This window comes from Paenibacillus sp. y28, assembly GCF_037137075.1.
Lineage (GTDB): Bacteria > Bacillota > Bacilli > Paenibacillales > NBRC-103111 > JBBBNV01.
In genome coordinates this window covers 23,923-38,919 of the sequence record NZ_JBBBNV010000012.1, presented here as the reverse complement: position 1 = coordinate 38,919, position 14,997 = coordinate 23,923, and the positions used below count along the sequence as shown (strand labels likewise).

General features: G+C 54.4%; 12 protein-coding genes. 1 reads left to right on the top strand and 11 read right to left on the bottom strand.

Features of this window, described 5'->3' with window-relative positions:
• Positions 1–58: 58 nt before the first annotated feature.
• The 5 genes from WBG83_RS11650 to WBG83_RS11630 all read right to left on the bottom strand — a co-directional run bounded on the left by WBG83_RS11650 (position 59) and on the right by WBG83_RS11630 (position 4,484).
• A complete protein-coding gene (locus tag WBG83_RS11650) occupies positions 59–919 on the bottom strand; it encodes a transglutaminase family protein (protein ID WP_336745197.1) in 861 nt (286 codons plus the stop codon).
• Positions 916–1,869: an alpha-E domain-containing protein gene (locus tag WBG83_RS11645; protein ID WP_336745196.1), complete on the bottom strand. Its 954-nt coding sequence runs from the start codon at positions 1,867–1,869 to the stop codon at positions 916–918. Before WBG83_RS11645 ends, WBG83_RS11650 begins: the two co-directional genes overlap by 4 nt.
• A gap of 84 nt (positions 1,870–1,953) precedes the next feature.
• A complete protein-coding gene (locus tag WBG83_RS11640) occupies positions 1,954–3,402 on the bottom strand; it encodes a circularly permuted type 2 ATP-grasp protein (RefSeq protein WP_336745195.1) in 1,449 nt (482 codons plus the stop codon).
• Between the two features lie 244 nt (positions 3,403–3,646).
• Complete coding sequence (locus WBG83_RS11635; RefSeq protein ID WP_336745194.1) at positions 3,647–3,955, bottom strand: hypothetical protein; 309 nt, start codon at positions 3,953–3,955, stop codon at positions 3,647–3,649.
• 85 nt (positions 3,956–4,040) lie between these two features.
• Entirely contained in the window at positions 4,041–4,484 is a 444-nt protein-coding gene (locus tag WBG83_RS11630) for an RrF2 family transcriptional regulator (protein ID WP_336745192.1), read from the bottom strand.
• Positions 4,485–4,724: 240 nt separating this feature from the next.
• Here WBG83_RS11630 and hmpA point away from each other — a divergent pair, with 240 nt between their 5' ends.
• Complete coding sequence (hmpA, locus tag WBG83_RS11625) at positions 4,725–5,954, top strand: NO-inducible flavohemoprotein (RefSeq protein WP_336745190.1); 1,230 nt, start codon at positions 4,725–4,727, stop codon at positions 5,952–5,954.
• Positions 5,955–6,370: 416 nt separating this feature from the next.
• Here the strand turns inward: hmpA and WBG83_RS11620 are convergent, their stop codons facing one another.
• From WBG83_RS11620 to mglC, 6 genes are all read right to left on the bottom strand, one after another.
• On the bottom strand, positions 6,371–6,904 hold the full coding sequence (locus WBG83_RS11620) for a glycosyltransferase (protein WP_336745188.1): 534 nt from the start codon (positions 6,902–6,904) through the stop codon (positions 6,371–6,373).
• 378 nt (positions 6,905–7,282) lie between these two features.
• Positions 7,283–8,623, bottom strand: coding sequence for an ABC transporter substrate-binding protein (locus tag WBG83_RS11615; RefSeq protein ID WP_336745187.1), 1,341 nt, complete (start codon positions 8,621–8,623; stop codon positions 7,283–7,285).
• A 373-nt stretch (positions 8,624–8,996) separates the two neighbouring features.
• On the bottom strand, positions 8,997–11,582 hold the full coding sequence (locus WBG83_RS11610) for a chemotaxis protein CheW (protein WP_336745186.1): 2,586 nt from the start codon (positions 11,580–11,582) through the stop codon (positions 8,997–8,999).
• Complete coding sequence (locus WBG83_RS11605; protein ID WP_336745185.1) at positions 11,572–12,024, bottom strand: chemotaxis protein CheW; 453 nt, start codon at positions 12,022–12,024, stop codon at positions 11,572–11,574. Before WBG83_RS11605 ends, WBG83_RS11610 begins: the two co-directional genes overlap by 11 nt.
• A gap of 5 nt (positions 12,025–12,029) precedes the next feature.
• A complete protein-coding gene (locus tag WBG83_RS11600; protein ID WP_336745184.1) occupies positions 12,030–13,601 on the bottom strand; it encodes a methyl-accepting chemotaxis protein in 1,572 nt (523 codons plus the stop codon).
• A gap of 340 nt (positions 13,602–13,941) precedes the next feature.
• The gene (gene mglC / locus WBG83_RS11595; RefSeq protein ID WP_336745183.1) at positions 13,942–14,988 is read right to left on the bottom strand and encodes a galactose/methyl galactoside ABC transporter permease MglC; all 1,047 of its coding nucleotides are present in this window, start codon (positions 14,986–14,988) and stop codon (positions 13,942–13,944) included.
• Positions 14,989–14,997: the final 9 nt, after the last annotated feature.

The window sequence follows — 14,997 nt, the reverse complement described above, 5'->3', positions numbered from 1 at the left end:
CTGCTGAAAAGCTTCCTGCGGCTTAAGCAGCCCTTATCACCTGCGAAGCTCATCAGCTTCAGCCGATTTTGCGGACGTCGACGAGCACATGTAAGCTCTGCTCGGGCGTCCCCCGGTATACCCCCTTCACCGGCACAATATCGTGATAATCCCGGCCATGTCCCAGCTTCACATGCCGTCCGCCGACCTGGCAATTGTTGGTCGGATCGAAGCCGAGCCAGCCTGTTCCTGGAATGTACGCCTCCACCCAGGCATGCGAGGCCTGCTCGAAATGGGCCATCCGGGAGTTCAAATCGCCGACAAAGTGATATCCGCTCACATAGCGCGCCGGAATGCCTTTAAACCGGCACAGCGCCAGCATAAGATGGGTAAAATCCTGACATACCCCCTGCTTTAGCCGGAACAGCTCCTCCACGGTGGAGTGCACATTGGTGGATTTGGGCTGGTAGGCAAACTCGGAACGGATCTCCTCCATCATCCGGTTGACAATGCCGAATACCCCCTGCTCATCGGTTCCAAGCCGATCCGCAAAGCTCATGACCTCCTCCGTAATCCGGACGTACCGGGTCGGCAGCAGAAATTCCGCCACCTGATCCTGGAACTTCTCCGATCGCACCCACCGCCATTCTTCCTCCGGGGACAGCACCTCGCGCCGCAAATTATCGTTCTCATGCGTAACGACGGTGGAGGTCGTCGTAATTTTCAGCTGCTTATGCATTTTATTTACCGTAAACGAGTGGACCCGATTGCCGAAGAAATCCTCATACGTAAATAAGGAGGCCGCCGGCTCGGTGACCACATGCTGATGATAGCAGGCTTGGCGGTAGTTCGTCCGCGGCGACAGCCGCACCTCATTGACACTGTCCGAGACCATATCCGCGTAGTTGTAGTGCGTCACATGGCAGATTTCGAGTTTCATGCACTGGCCCCTTCCCCGTATTGAAAAAATGTGCTCGCCATCGCCTCGCCCAGCCCGTTTGTCGAATCCAGCAGCTGGGCGAGCAGCGCCTCCAGCCCTTCCCCGCTCATGGCATCCCGCTCCAGGTAGGCCAATTCAATACGCTGCTTGGTCGCCAGCCGCAGCGCCTTATCATGCAGCTGCTCGCCCCGCCCCTCGCGGCGTATCAGCTGCAGATTCTCCTCCAGGGAGCTGTAGGCAAAATGAATGGACCTTGGGAACGATTCAGCCAAAATCAGAAATCCGACAATCGTCTCCAGCTTCAGCTCCTCCGTCGACATCCGGCGATACTGCTCATAGCCGCCCACCGATTTCAGAACCGTCTGCATGTATCCGTACGATGCGTGGCTTGAATCGTTCATGCCAGCCGCCACCGACTTCAGAATCCGAAGCGAATTCTCGGCCCGCTCCAGGTACTTGCCGCTCTCCATAATGCTCCACAGCTCGTCACGAAGCATGGTCGATCCGGCGATGCCGTGAAACATCGCCAGCTGCTCTTTGATTTTGCGGTAAAACAAAAACGGGGAATCAATCAAAATATGCTCGACCTGCTTCTCCTTCAGCCATAAATAGAAGCCGTTCAAGCTCTCCCACAGCTCGCACGGCACCTTTTCCCGCACAGAACGCAGGTTAAGCCGGGCCTGGCTGACACACGACAGCAGCGAATTCGTATTGTTTATATCCAAGGTAATGTAATGCAGCACATCCCGTTCCGAATAGACGGGGTACAGCTCCAAAAATTTGTCGGGATCACTCACAGCTCCGATAATCCGCATCCAAACCCGGTGATCGTCCTCCAGCTCACTGCGTTCCCGGATATGGTAATGCACATCAATCAGCCGGGCATGATTCTCGGCCCGTTCCGCATACCGTCCCGTCCAAAACAATGCTTCCGCAATACGGTTCAGCATAGCTTTGTCCCTCCTGTTCTTCATGCATTGAATATAAATCTACGGTAAAGCAGTACACTCTACTATACGTTTGGCCGTCAGCAATTAGTCTCTGAGAATCCATGTATCCTTACAGCCTCCGCCTTGGGAGGAATTGACAACCAGCGAGCCTTCTTTCATCGCAACACGGGTGAGTCCGCCGGGAATAATATGAATGTCCTCGCCGCTCAGTACGAACGCGCGCAGGTCGATATGCCGCGAAGCCAGCCTTCCGCCGGACAATACAGGAGCGGTTGATAAGGAGATTGTCGGCTGGGCGATGTAGTTGTCCGGATTGGCGCAGATTTTCTCTTCAAACAAATGCCGTTCCGCTTCTGTCGATTCGGGTCCAATCAACATGCCGTAGCCGCCGGACAATGAGGTTTCCTTCACTACCAGCTGATCCAGATGGGCAAGGGCATACTCCCGCTCCTCCGGCCTTGACAGCAGATAGGTCGGCACGCTGGCCAGCATCGGCTCCTCGCCGAGATAATAACGAATCATTTCCGGCACGTAGGCATACATCGCCTTGTCGTCGGCCACTCCGGTTCCGGGCGCGTTGGCAATCGCCACGTTGCCTGCACGATATACATTCATCAGTCCGGGCACACCGAGCAAGGAATCCGGCCGGAAGGCCAGCGGGTCGAGAAAATCGTCATCGATCCGGCGGTAAATTACATCGACAGGCCGCAACTGCTTCATGCCCCGGATATATACATTGTGGTCAATACAAACGAGGTCACGGCCCTCCACCAGCTCAATGCCCATCTGCTGGGCCAGAAAGGTGTGCTCATAATAGGCCGAATTGTGCGAGCCCGGCGTGAGCAGCGCAATGACCGGCTTTTTTTTGCCGGAGGGGTCCAGGCTTTTCAGAACGGATCGGAATTGATGCAGCCCCTGATCCACATCCTCGACGGAATAAGAGAAATACAGCTCCGGGAACAGCTGCGCCATTATGGAGCGGCTTTTGTACAGGTAGGAGAAGCCCGACGGGGAACGCAAATTGTCCTCCAGCACCATGAAGCGTCCCGCCTCGTCACGGATAATATCGATGCCGGCTGTAGTGACATAGCTGCCGCCGGGCACGTCCAGACGCATCATTTCCGGGCGGAAGTAACGGTTGCCGACAATCATGCGGCGGGGGACAATCCCCTCTTTGACAATCAGCTGATCATGATAAATGTCCCACAGAAACAAGTTCAGCGCCTTTATACGCTGACGCAGGCCCTTCTGCAGCATTTCCCATTCGGCACGGGTAATGACTCGGGGGACAGGGTCGAACGGAATGGTTCGCTCCAGCGGTTCATTTTGGCTTTCACTGTAAAGCGTGAACGTGATGCCTTCCTCCATCATCCGTTTGATAATTGCCGTTTGCTTGCGGTTCAATTCGGCTTCGCTCATACGGGCGAATTGCTGGTAGATTTTCTCGTAGTGGGAACGAATTGTTCCGGTGCCGTCAGTCATCTCGTCGTATAATACCGGCGCGAGCGCAGAGGCTTTGTGCAGCTGTTCCATACGTCATCAGCCTCCTTCATCCAGGGCGGGCGGGGTGTTAGAGCGGGGAATAATCAGGAAAAGCGGATGTCTGGTTGTCACGACGCCCGCCAATCTTCCGGGCAGTTGTCGGTAAATCCGTTCACTGGGTATCGCCGACGTTAAGCGTCCCTGCCGACCTTTGTGCGGGCATCTAGTTGTGTCATCTTTTCTTACAAGAATTCCCTTCCTATGCCTATAATAATAAAATTTTCAGATAATTTTGTCAATAATACTTACATAAAGATAACGTATACATTGAAATAAATATTGTTAGGCGCCTCTTATTAGAAAAATACACGAATTTGCCGCTAGTATAACAGATTTTTTCGAGATGCACAAAATCGACATGTTTAGCATATTTTTGTAATTTTTCGCACGGACGATTCGCTGTTTTTACCCATATTGCGTCAAAAAGCAGCAAGCCGCTCCTGGCAAGCTGACTGGGCCAGGCACTTTGCTGGCCGTATTCGGCAGCGCGCGCAGCTCCCAGCTCGCGGTGTTTGGCTGCATGACGGCGGTCGGTCGACCACATACACAATCGGCCCCCCGGATCGAGCAATCTAAAAATAAAAAAACCGGCTTCCCTCCCGGGAACCGGCTATCCTGCCTCTATTTACTTACGTTACGGGATGACCAAGCAGCAGGCTCAGTTGTCGCTGATTGTGTGTCAAATCGGCCAGCGTGTAGCCGTCCAGCACGCGGAAATAGGCCTCCAGCGCTTCCTGCAGCGTATGCTTAAGCTGGCATACCGGACTGAGGATACAAGCGTTTTTCCCGTCGTGGAAGCATTCCACCATGTAGAAATCCTCCTCGGTCCGCCGCACCACTGTCCCGATATTAATCTCTTCCGCCTTCATGCCAAGCCGGATGCCGCCGCCTCGGCCGCGAATGGTTTCAATCCAGCCGGTTTTGCCCAGCTCGTAGATAACCTTCATCAGATGATTTTTGGAAATACCGTAGGCATCCGCAATTTCTTTCATCTGCACCAGTCGGCCTGTTCCGGCGGTCGCCAAGTAAATCAGCACCCGCAAGGAGTAATCTGTATAATAGGTCAACCGCATATTTGCCGCTCCTCTTTCTGTGTGCAGGCTTGTCGCCTCTATGACATTGTATCATACCCCACCTTGGCAAGGGACAAAAAAATACGTTTCACGTCCCCGCACGATCCTTCTTCCAGCGAAACCGATGAAAGTTGTGAACGTTTTTTAAACATGTACATAATATATATCTTTTACGCGGCGATTATGTTATTTTAAACATGCATTAACAATACATCTTTAATCGATATTGGAGGAATCCAAATGCTAACCCCTTCTACTATTGCGATTATTCAGTCCACCGTTCCCGTTCTGGAGGTTCATGGCACAACCATTACGAAGCGGTTTTATGAGCTGTTATTTTCCTGTCACCCGGAGCTGCTGAACCTGTTCAACCATGCCAATCAAAAGCAAGGCCGCCAGCAAACGGCTCTGGCTAATGTTGTATATGCCGCGGCCAACAATATCGAGAATCTCCCTGCGCTGCTGCCCGCCGTCCGTCAGATCGCCCACAAGCACCGGAGCCTGGGTGTAAAAGCCGAGCATTATCCTATCGTCGGCCAGAACCTGCTTCAGGCCATCCAAGACGTGCTTGGCGACGCTGCGACGCCGGAGATTTTGGCAGCCTGGAGAGAAGCCTATGGTGTTATTGCGGACGTGTTCATCAGCGTCGAGAATGAAATGTACGAGCAAGCCGCGCAGCAGCCGGGCGGGTGGGACGGCTTCCGGCCGTTCCGCGTCCAGCGCAAGCAGCCGGAAAGCCGGGTCATTACTTCGTTTTACCTGGCGCCTGAGGATGGCGGAGCACTGGCTCCTTACGAAGCCGGTCAATACATTACCGTAAAAACAGACATTCCCGGCGACCAGCACACACACCTGCGCCAGTACAGCCTGTCCGATGCTTCGGGACAGCCTTATTACCGCATTAGCGTGAAGCGTGCCGCTGGAGACGGTGTTCCGGACGGCAAGGTGTCCAGCTTCCTTCACGATTCCGTTCAGGAAGGCGACCGCGTATGGCTGAGCGCCCCTGCCGGCGATTTCGTGCTGGATACCGCTGTTTCCCGCCCGCTTGTGCTGATTAGCGGCGGTGTCGGCATCACGCCTATGCTCAGCATGCTGCGAACCGTTACCTCCCGGCAGCCCGAACGCAGCGTAACGTTCATTCACGGGGCAGTTAACGGGGAGACGCAGGCTTTTGCACAAGAGGTCCGTGATCTGGCAGATCGCCACCCTCACGTGCGCTCTTATGTATGCCTCTCCAACCCGGCGGATACTGATCAAAGCGGCGGATTCGACCACAGCGGCCGTATCCAGAAGGATCTGCTCCAGAAATGGCTTCCGGCCGATCCCGAGGTGTACTTCTGCGGCCCGGTTCCATTCATGTCCGTCCTGCACGAGATGCTCCTGCAGCTTGGTGTCCCGGCGGAACAAATTCATTATGAGTTTTTCGGACCGGCCGCAAGCCTGAGCCCGGAGCCTGCGGAACAAGCATAATTCCGGCCAAGCATCAATCGACAGCGTACTCGCCCTTATTCAGCCGGACCGGCTGTGGGCGGCGATACCTGCACAAGCAAGCCCTTCTTTCATAGAGGGGCCTGTTTTTATTTTACAGGCAAGCTCCTGTGCATAGCGTGCAGCCTCAAGCGGCAACGTATTTGCGGCGGCATGACGGCGATCAACCGTTCACAGGCTGCCGGCGAGGTCTGCTGCACATGACATTGAAATGCTTGGCGTATGCTCGCTCATGCACAGCCTGTAGCCAGCAGCAGTTGGCCTGGAGCATCTCCCGCTGGTTGGAGGGAGCCACTACACGCTGATGCAGCCTCACGTATGCGCCGGGGGAAGCCTCTACTCGGCACGGCCCCCGAAACACACTGAATGTGCTGCATGGGACGCTCCCGAAGCTGGGGTTATCTCCCGCCGCTTACCAGAGTAAGCGGGCACAGCCGGGCCTGTTCCAGCGCCTCGGCCGCCTGACGGTCGCCAGGGGGCGCAGTCAGCCGCTCGTACATGATGCCTTCGTACCGGAAGCCGGACGCCGCGCGAAACAGCCGGACGCCTGAGCTATAAATCCGATGCCCTCTGCCCGCCCCCATCACATGCTCAATCTGTACCCGAAATGCGGTATCCGAAGTGTCCGCAAGCCAGTCCAGCCGCCGTTTTGCGCCGGTATGCAGAAGCATTTCATCCGCATCCAGCACCAAGGCCCACGCCGTCCCGGACAAGGATAAGCCGGCATTGCGGATCGCGGCCGAATCATCAGGCCACGGGAACAAGTGAACACGGGCTCCAAAGCCCGTCGCAATGCGGCCTGTCTCCTTCAGCAGCCCCGTATCCATGACGATAATCTCATCCGCAACGGCCTGCACTGATGCCAGACACCGCGGCAGCAAATAGGAGTTTTCGCGGACCAGTACATGAACGCCCAGCAATTTTGCATTCACCAGCCATCCCTCCGCAAACTGAACGTTCATCAGAAGCATAAATAAAACGCGATCCATGTACTCATATGTCAAAACGTCCGTTAACGTTCCTTGGCCGCTTGGAATTGGAAGCGTAGCACATCGTAGTTCTCGCTATTGGCAGTGTACATCCAGGCTCAAAACAAAAAACGGCCTCCCCCACAGGGGCCGACCGTATCTTCATCGCCATTCATCTATGTTCATCTATCTCAGGCTGTTTATCTGTTTCCCCCTGCCTAACGCAGCAGCATCACTATGGCGTCAGAGCGCAGCCGCCCACTTGGAACAACCTGATATCGATTCCAGTGGATGAGATCGCTGTCGCATAGGGCATCAATATTAAAAACCTGATAAAAGTGCCTATCGGTTCATCTGCTCCCGGATTTGCTTGACGGACTCTTCGCCCGCAGTACGCAGCGCTGTATTCACATCGATTTTGCCCAGGGACAAATCAATGAGCTTTGCCGTAATAGCTCCTCGGGCAATCGGGTCGTACTTTGTTTTGGGCGAAATCGGAGCCGCCTTGTGATGAAACACCGCCCCGAAGCGGATGCCCCTGTCCTTATATTTCGTCTCGGTGGCAAAAGCCCGCTTGTAGCTGTCGCCCCTCAGCACAGGCATTAGCCCCTGCTTGGAGGCCTCCAGCTGATATTCCTCCGAGGTCAAATAACGAATGAGCTGGAATACGGTGTCCGGATGCCTGCTCATGGAGGTGACGGAGAAGAAGGTCGGATACATTTGGCTGCCCACGCCGGGCAAATCGTCAAACACCGGCAGCGAAACCATATTGAAATTCATCGCCATAAAGTCGGACTCGTTAATGAACGGCAAATTGGACTGATGCACATACATGGCCAGCTCGTAGCTTTTTTGCCACTCGTTGGCGTAAGGAAGCTTGTTGCCCAATTGCTGAATCTTCTCTTTGTATACGCTTTCATTAGCGGGCGCAATAAATGCTGTCTGAAGCACCTTCTTCCACGTTTCATTCCAGGCGCTCTCCATGAAGGTTGGCTCGTTGGTCTCCGGGTTCACATAAGGCATGGAGTACGGATTCATATTCAACAGATGGTTCGGGGAGACCGCCAGGCCTGCGTACTGCTTGCCTCCATCCGTTCGGTTGAAACGCTTCGCTGTCTCCAGGATATCGTTCCAGCTCATATCGTCCTGCGGGTAAGGAACACCGTGACGGTCGAAAATATCTTTGTTGTAGTACAGCACCAGATTGTTATTGTTTACCGGCAGACCCCACAGCTGCCCATCTCCTCCCGCTCGCAGCGCATCGATTAAGGACGGCTCGAACAGGCCGAGGTCTACATTATATTTTTTGACCAGATCGGAGTGATCAAGCTGCAATTTGTACTGCGGCAGGCTGCTGAAAAAGCCCCCGATCGACTCATAATACAAGTCCACCGTTTCGCCAGCGGCCAGCAGCGCGTCCATCCTTAACGAGTCGTTCCCGCGGGGGTTAATGAACTTAATCGAAACATGAGGGAATTTCTGCTTGATCGCATTCCCGTAGCGGGCATTCCACGCCTCCTCCGAATCACCCGGAGCCGAATACACAGCAATCTCGACGGGTGTCTCGGCGGCAGGCGGGCCGCCGGGGTCCGGCACACCGGCCCGTTCCGAATCCCCCTTCTCACAGCCTGCCAGACAAAGCAGCAGAGATAAGCCAATCACCTTGAAAGCCATCCTTTTCATATTCGCTTCCCCCTTCCCAGAAATCGGGTTATTCTCCCTACTACCATTCCTACGCATTGCGGCTCCAATTTATAAATAAATCCGTATATCAGCAATAGGCAGGCTGGTTCAAAGAAATGAGAAGCCTTCGCAAGTAACGATTATCGTATGGCAGAGGACGATTTCAACCTTCACAAGCTGGGGCAACAACGCCAGATGCGGCCTGCACAGCAAAAAATCCGTTTTCGCCCGGCCGGAAAGGCCGTTCAAAAAACGGATTGCAGCAAAGCGCACATTGGAAGCCATGAAGACGGGTGTAGCCTGTTTATACAGGCCGCCGGAGCCAAGTGTTGTTGGATAAGCCCCGGCTGATGGGGCTGTATACTACACCGGGTTAGGCCTGACCGGCCTTCATCCATTCCTCCCGGTCCAGCAAATGGTTCAACTGCAGCAGCATGACAAGCCTGCCGCCAATATTGCAAACGCCGCGAATTGCTTCGCCTTCCGGACGGCGCGTCCGCTCAGGAGCCGATTCCATTTCGTCCTCCCGTACCGCCTGCACCTCAGTCACCTGATCGACCAGCACCCCTATTGTTTTGCCGCCAGCCTCCATCACAATGATCCGGGTATGCTGTGTGAACGCTTTATCCCCCATCCCGAACCAGTTCCGCAGGTCAAATACCGGCAAAAGCGATCCGCGCAAATTAATAATGCCGAGCACGGCCGGAGAGGAAGTAACCATTTTGGCGATGGCCGGGACCCGGATAATTTCCTTCACTTGATGGATATCGAGTGCGTATTTCTCCGAATCCAGCATGAAGGTAACCAGCTTGCGCTCAGCTGCCCGTGCCGTCATCGCATGCACATGCTCCTGCCTGGAGGACGACAGGCTTGTTCCGGCTTCGCGGATAATGGCCGCCACATCAAGAATCAGGGCGACATGACCATCGCCGAGAATAGTCGATCCCGCTACATAGGGGACCTGTCCGACATAGGAACCCATAGATTTGATGACAATTTCCCGGTCAGCCAGCGGCCTGTCCACCAGCAGGCAAACCCGTTTTTCCGCAATCCCGATAATGACAACAAACAATCGTCTCGCGTCATCGGATTCCTCCCCGGCCCGGGCTTGAACATGAAGCTTCTGGTGCATACGGACCAGCGGGAGAATCTCCCCGCGCACCAGACATACCTCCTGACCGTGAATCGTTTGAATATCTTCCGTTGTGAGACGGATAATCTCGGTCACATTCACAAGCGGAATGGCAAAGGTCCGTTCTCCCAGCTTGACCAGCAGCGATCGGATAATGGCCAGCGTCAGCGGGAGCTTCACGGTAAATACCGTACCTTCTCCCGGTGTGGTATCAATTTCGATAATGCCGTTCAGCTTCTCGATATGAGCGCGAACAATATCCATACCGACACCGCGCCCGGACAGCTCGGTCACCCGATCAGCGGTAGAGAGGCCAGAACGGAAAATAAGATGAATCAGCTCCCGCTCCGACATCCGGTCGGCTTCCTCCTGCGTGACGAAGCCTTTGCGCACCGAGGATTGCTTGATTTTCTGCGCATCGATGCCCCGGCCGTCATCAGCGATAGAAATCAGGATGGCGTTCTCCTGGTGGCTAGCCTTCAGGTGCAGCCTCCCTTTTCGCGGCTTGCCCAGCTTCTCGCGCTCCTCCGGGGGCTCCAGCCCGTGGTCGGCGGCATTACGCAAAATATGTATAATCGGATCGCTGATTTCCTCAATTAATGTCCGGTCGAGCTCCGTCTCCTTGCCTTCCATCGTAAAGGATATTTCTTTATTCGCCTGCTGGGCCAAATCCCGGACAAGCCGCGGGAACCGGTTGAACAGCTGCTCGATAGGCAGCATCCGGGTTTTCATAATCCCGTCCTGCAGGTCGGAGACTACGCGGCCGAGATGGTTGGAGATATCGTTCATGAGAATAACTTCGCTCTCATTTTTGAACCGGTCATTCAGCCGTTCCTTGACCTCCTGCAGACGGGTTTGGTCAATAATAAGCTCCCCAACCAAATCGAGCAGCCGTTCCAGCCGGGCCACATCCACCCGGACTGTTGTCTGTACGGCGGGCTTCGTATCCGCCGCCGGTGCTGCTGCCGTCCGCAGCGCAGCGCCCGCTTCCTCGGCGCACGCTGCCGGATGACCCGGCTGCAGCTGCGCCTTCGTCAGCCGGGTCAGCTCAACCGCTTCAACTTGCGACAGGCCCTCCAGCTCCTGCCGCACGTTCTCTTCGCTTTTCCCTTCGGCAGGGGCCAAAATAATAAACGCATGACCGGTCCGCCATTCATCGCTTTCCAGCAGAACCATAGGAGGCGAGACAGCCAGCATAGCTCCCAGCTCCTGCAGACTGCGGTAAATCAGAAGAATTCTGGCTCCCGGCATATCGATATCGCGCTGCAGCGTCACATTGATCGCTAGCACGTCCCTACCTTCCCCAAGAAGACCCAGCAGATGATCCTGGTCGGCCCCAGACAGGCCCAGCGCGCTAAACAGGGTATGATCGCAAATCACCTGCCGCATCGGTAGAGGCGAGCCTGCAGCCGCGGACAGGACGGCTCCCGGCGCCGTACCGTTCAGAAACGACTCCAGCTCCGCCAGCAGCTCGTCAATCGCATCCTCCGCATAGTTGCCCTGCATGAATTTCTCCCGCTGCTCCTTCAGGTAATCTACACACCGGAACACACTATTGGCCAGCGGCGGCGTAAGCTGAAGCTCCTCCCTGCGAAGCTGATCAAATACGCTTTCCAGCTTATGCGTCAAATCCTTCATCCGCTCAAAGCCCATTGCCGCCGAGGAGCCCTTCAGCGTATGCGCTGCGCGGAAAATGGTCTGCAGCATCTCAGGGTTATTGCCTGCCAGCTCCAGCTCCAGCAGCAGATGATCCAGTATCAGCAGCTGCTCATTTAATTCATCCAGAAACACGCCCATATATGCAAAAGCAGGATGATCATTCACCATAAGCCCCTCCCTTCGCAAAAATGGCCTCCAGATTCAATATATGGACCAAACGATCCTCCGTCTGCCCGACTCCCGCCAAAAACGAGCTGTCTATACCGCCAAACTGCGGCGGCGGCGGCTGAATGCCTTCAAAGGTCGTCACCCGGTATACCCGGTCCACCACAATACCAACGATATCATCGCTGCTGTTCACAATAAGAATGCTGGTCTGCTTGGTGTTCTCCCCTTCCGCCAAGCCGAAGCGCAGCCGAAGGCTAATAATCGGAACGATTTTGCCCCGTAAATTCACAACGCCTTTAATAAAGGGCCGATTGCAGTGAATTTCCGTTACGGGCTGCATTTTGATGATTTCCTGAATTTGCTCGATGCGGAGGGCATATCGCTCCTCCTCCAGCCCGATCTCAATATATTGCTCGCTGATAGCGCCTGCCGCATTCCCCATCGCGTCTACACCTTAAAGGAGGCTACGGACTGGTTCAGCCCGTCCGCCAGCCTGGCAAGGGACTGCGATGCGCTGGCTGTCTCCTCGGCCGCGGCTGCGGATTCCTGGCTGACGGAGGCAATCGCCTCCACCGAACGTAGAACTTCGCCGGACTGGGCGGCCTGCTCTTCGCTGGCCGCTGCAATTTCAGAAACCTGTATTGCCGTATCGTTGACGCGGGTCACGATATCCTGGAACGCGTGGCCTGTGCGCTCGGACAACGTCGTCGCTTCAGAGACCGCGCTGACGCTATGCTGAATGTTATGCTGCATGCCTTTAATAATATTGGCGATTTGCTTCGTGGCCTCTCCGCTACGCTCCGCCAGCTTGCGCACCTCATCGGCAACTACCGCAAAGCCCCGGCCTTGATCGCCTGCGCGTGCTGCCTCAATGGCTGCATTCAGCGCAAGCAGATTCGTCTGCTCCGCAATATCATCAATCACCTCGATAATTTCCCCGATCTTGTTGGAGTCGTTATCCAGCAGAGACATTTGCTGCGTGAGCTGCTGCATCCCCTGAATGGAAGCCTGTACCGCGGTTGTGCCCCGCTCGGCGCCGACTCTCGCTTCTTTGGACATTTCTGCAGCAGACTCGGCATTACGGGCTACGGAATCAATAACACGAGAGAGCTCCTGGAACAGCTCATTGATGGTTTGGGCGGAGTTCGCCTGGCTGGAGCTTCCGCTTGCAATCTCCTCCGTTGTGGCTGAAATTTGCTGCGACGCTGCTGCAACATTTTGCGAGGAAGAAATAATTTGGCTGATTAAAGCGCGAAGATTGGACAGCATTTCATTAAACGATGCAGCCAGCAGGCCGATTTCATCTCGGGTACGAACCTCTACGGAGTCGCGGAAATTGCCTTGGGACGCTTTGGAGACCACGGAGACTACACGGGCCACCGATGTCGAGATGCCTTGGGAAATATACAGCGCCAGGCCAATACCGATAATCGTTGCCAGCACGCCAACAATAAGAATAAGCAGTTGCCCGGAGTTGTTGCCTTTGACTGCCTCATCCGCCGCGATTTTACCGCTATTCTGGTTCAGCTCGATCAGTCGGTTCAAATCGTCCAGACCGCTTTGATACAGCCTTTGGCTCTGGCCTGCGAGCTCCCGGCTCAGCTCGTCATTATTCTCTCCCGCAGCCTTGGCTACCTGCTGAGAAAGCACGAGATACTGCTCCACATTTTTATTAACCGATTCAAAAATCCCCCGCTCCTCCGGCGAGCTGATCAGGGCTGTGTATTTCTGAAGTGAACTTTTCAAGCGGGAGGAGGCCTCGTCCCACGTTTTTTGTAATCCCCTGAGCTTCTCCTGTTCCTGTTCCACCAGCATGGTAAGCGCCGTCACACGAACGGTAGCAATATCATCCTTCATCGTTTGAATCAGAATGATACTGGGCAGCCAATTGTTCTGAATATCCGATGCGGTGGACTGCAGAGAGTTCATGCGGGTCATTGCCAGTACGCCTACCGTAATCAACAGCGCGATAATTAATAAAAAACTGCCTAACAGCTTCATGCGGATGGTCAATTTCATGTTCCTCTCGCTCCCTTTAATGTTATCAATGCACATTTATGTTGATATTTGCCAAATGCCTGTATAAGGAATTTAACAAATAAGTATTTTCCTCCGTAACCATCTGCTTGAAAACTAGGTATTTAGGTTCAATATAACACCTTGTCTACTGAATCGGAATGCGGTTTTTGTAGATTTTTCAAAGATAGTGTCGAATCGATTGGTATATTTTGAAGATACATGAACTTTGGGCAAACCCCTTCAAAACATAAGATATACGAAAAAAGCTGCTTGCCGGACGTGCCAATCCGGTCAAGCAGCATACTGACAAGTTATCTCCTTATTGCAAATAAAAGGATGTTTACTTCTTGGCAATATATTTCCGAATGTCGAAGGCAACGGCCGCCACAATAATCAGCCCTTTAATGATAAGCTGCCAATACGGGCTGACACCGATGAAGGTCAAGCCATAGTTGATGACACCGAAAATGAGCACCCCGGCCAAAATACCCGGCACCGTGCCGACACCGCCGGCTGTGGACACGCCTCCGACTACACAGGCGGCAATCGCGTCCAGCTCATACATGTTCCCATAGTTGTTGGTCGCACCGCCGGTACGACCGGCCTCCAGTACGCCCGCCAGACCATACAGCGCTCCGGCGATAGAATAAATGTAAATCAGATTGCGGCCCACATTGATGCCGGACACCTTGGCGGCCTGCATATTCCCGCCGATGGCGTACATATTTTTGCCCAGGCGGGTTTTGTTGAAGATCACCCATACCAGACATGAGATCACGATAGCGATAATGACGATGTATGGCACCGAGTACGGGCCGTTCGGGCCGATAAATCCGGTACCGAACCAAGTGGTGAAGTCCTCGCGCAAGCCGCCAATCGGCTGTGACTCGTTCGGCTTCATATCGAAGTAGAGCGAGTTCGCTCCATAAACGATGACCATGGTCCCCAGCGTGGCGATAAACGGCGGAACGTGAAAGCGCGCCACGATAATGCCGTTAATGAGGCCGACCAGCAATCCGGCCAGAACAGCCAGCACGACGGGAACCCACAGCGGCAGCTGCCCGAGGTCCGGGAAAAACCGGCGGGGGTACTCTTCGATTTGCAGCATGGAGGCCGATATCACGGCCGTCAGTCCGACGACACGGCCAGAGGACAAGTCCGTGCCGCCGGTAATCAGGATAAAGGCGGCCCCCAGTGCGATAATGGCCCGTGTTGAATTTTGAAGCAGAATATCCCGAAGTGCGGTGATGGATAAGAAGTTCGGATCGGACATGGCAATGCCCGCGATAAGCACGACCAGGACGATGTAAATGGCGTTCTGTGTCAAAAAGTGCTTTATTTTATCGAGGCCAGGCTTATTTGTTCTTTCGACTACTGGGCTGTTCATCCTTGAGTT

Coding starts and splice junctions, on each gene's coding strand:
- WBG83_RS11615 (WP_336745187.1), bottom strand. CDS start 8,623: ATGAAAAGGATGGCTTTCAAGGTGATTGGCTTATCTCTGCTGCTTTGT.
- WBG83_RS11645 (WP_336745196.1), bottom strand. CDS start 1,869: ATGCTGAACCGTATTGCGGAAGCATTGTTTTGGACGGGACGGTATGCG.
- mglC (WP_336745183.1), bottom strand. CDS start 14,988: ATGAACAGCCCAGTAGTCGAAAGAACAAATAAGCCTGGCCTCGATAAA.
- WBG83_RS11600 (WP_336745184.1), bottom strand. CDS start 13,601: ATGAAATTGACCATCCGCATGAAGCTGTTAGGCAGTTTTTTATTAATT.
- WBG83_RS11605 (WP_336745185.1), bottom strand. CDS start 12,024: ATGGGGAATGCGGCAGGCGCTATCAGCGAGCAATATATTGAGATCGGG.
- WBG83_RS11635 (WP_336745194.1), bottom strand. CDS start 3,955: ATGTGGTCGACCGACCGCCGTCATGCAGCCAAACACCGCGAGCTGGGA.
- hmpA (WP_336745190.1), top strand. CDS start 4,725: ATGCTAACCCCTTCTACTATTGCGATTATTCAGTCCACCGTTCCCGTT.
- WBG83_RS11630 (WP_336745192.1), bottom strand. CDS start 4,484: ATGCGGTTGACCTATTATACAGATTACTCCTTGCGGGTGCTGATTTAC.
- WBG83_RS11640 (WP_336745195.1), bottom strand. CDS start 3,402: ATGGAACAGCTGCACAAAGCCTCTGCGCTCGCGCCGGTATTATACGAC.
- WBG83_RS11610 (WP_336745186.1), bottom strand. CDS start 11,582: ATGGTGAATGATCATCCTGCTTTTGCATATATGGGCGTGTTTCTGGAT.
- WBG83_RS11650 (WP_336745197.1), bottom strand. CDS start 919: ATGAAACTCGAAATCTGCCATGTGACGCACTACAACTACGCGGATATG.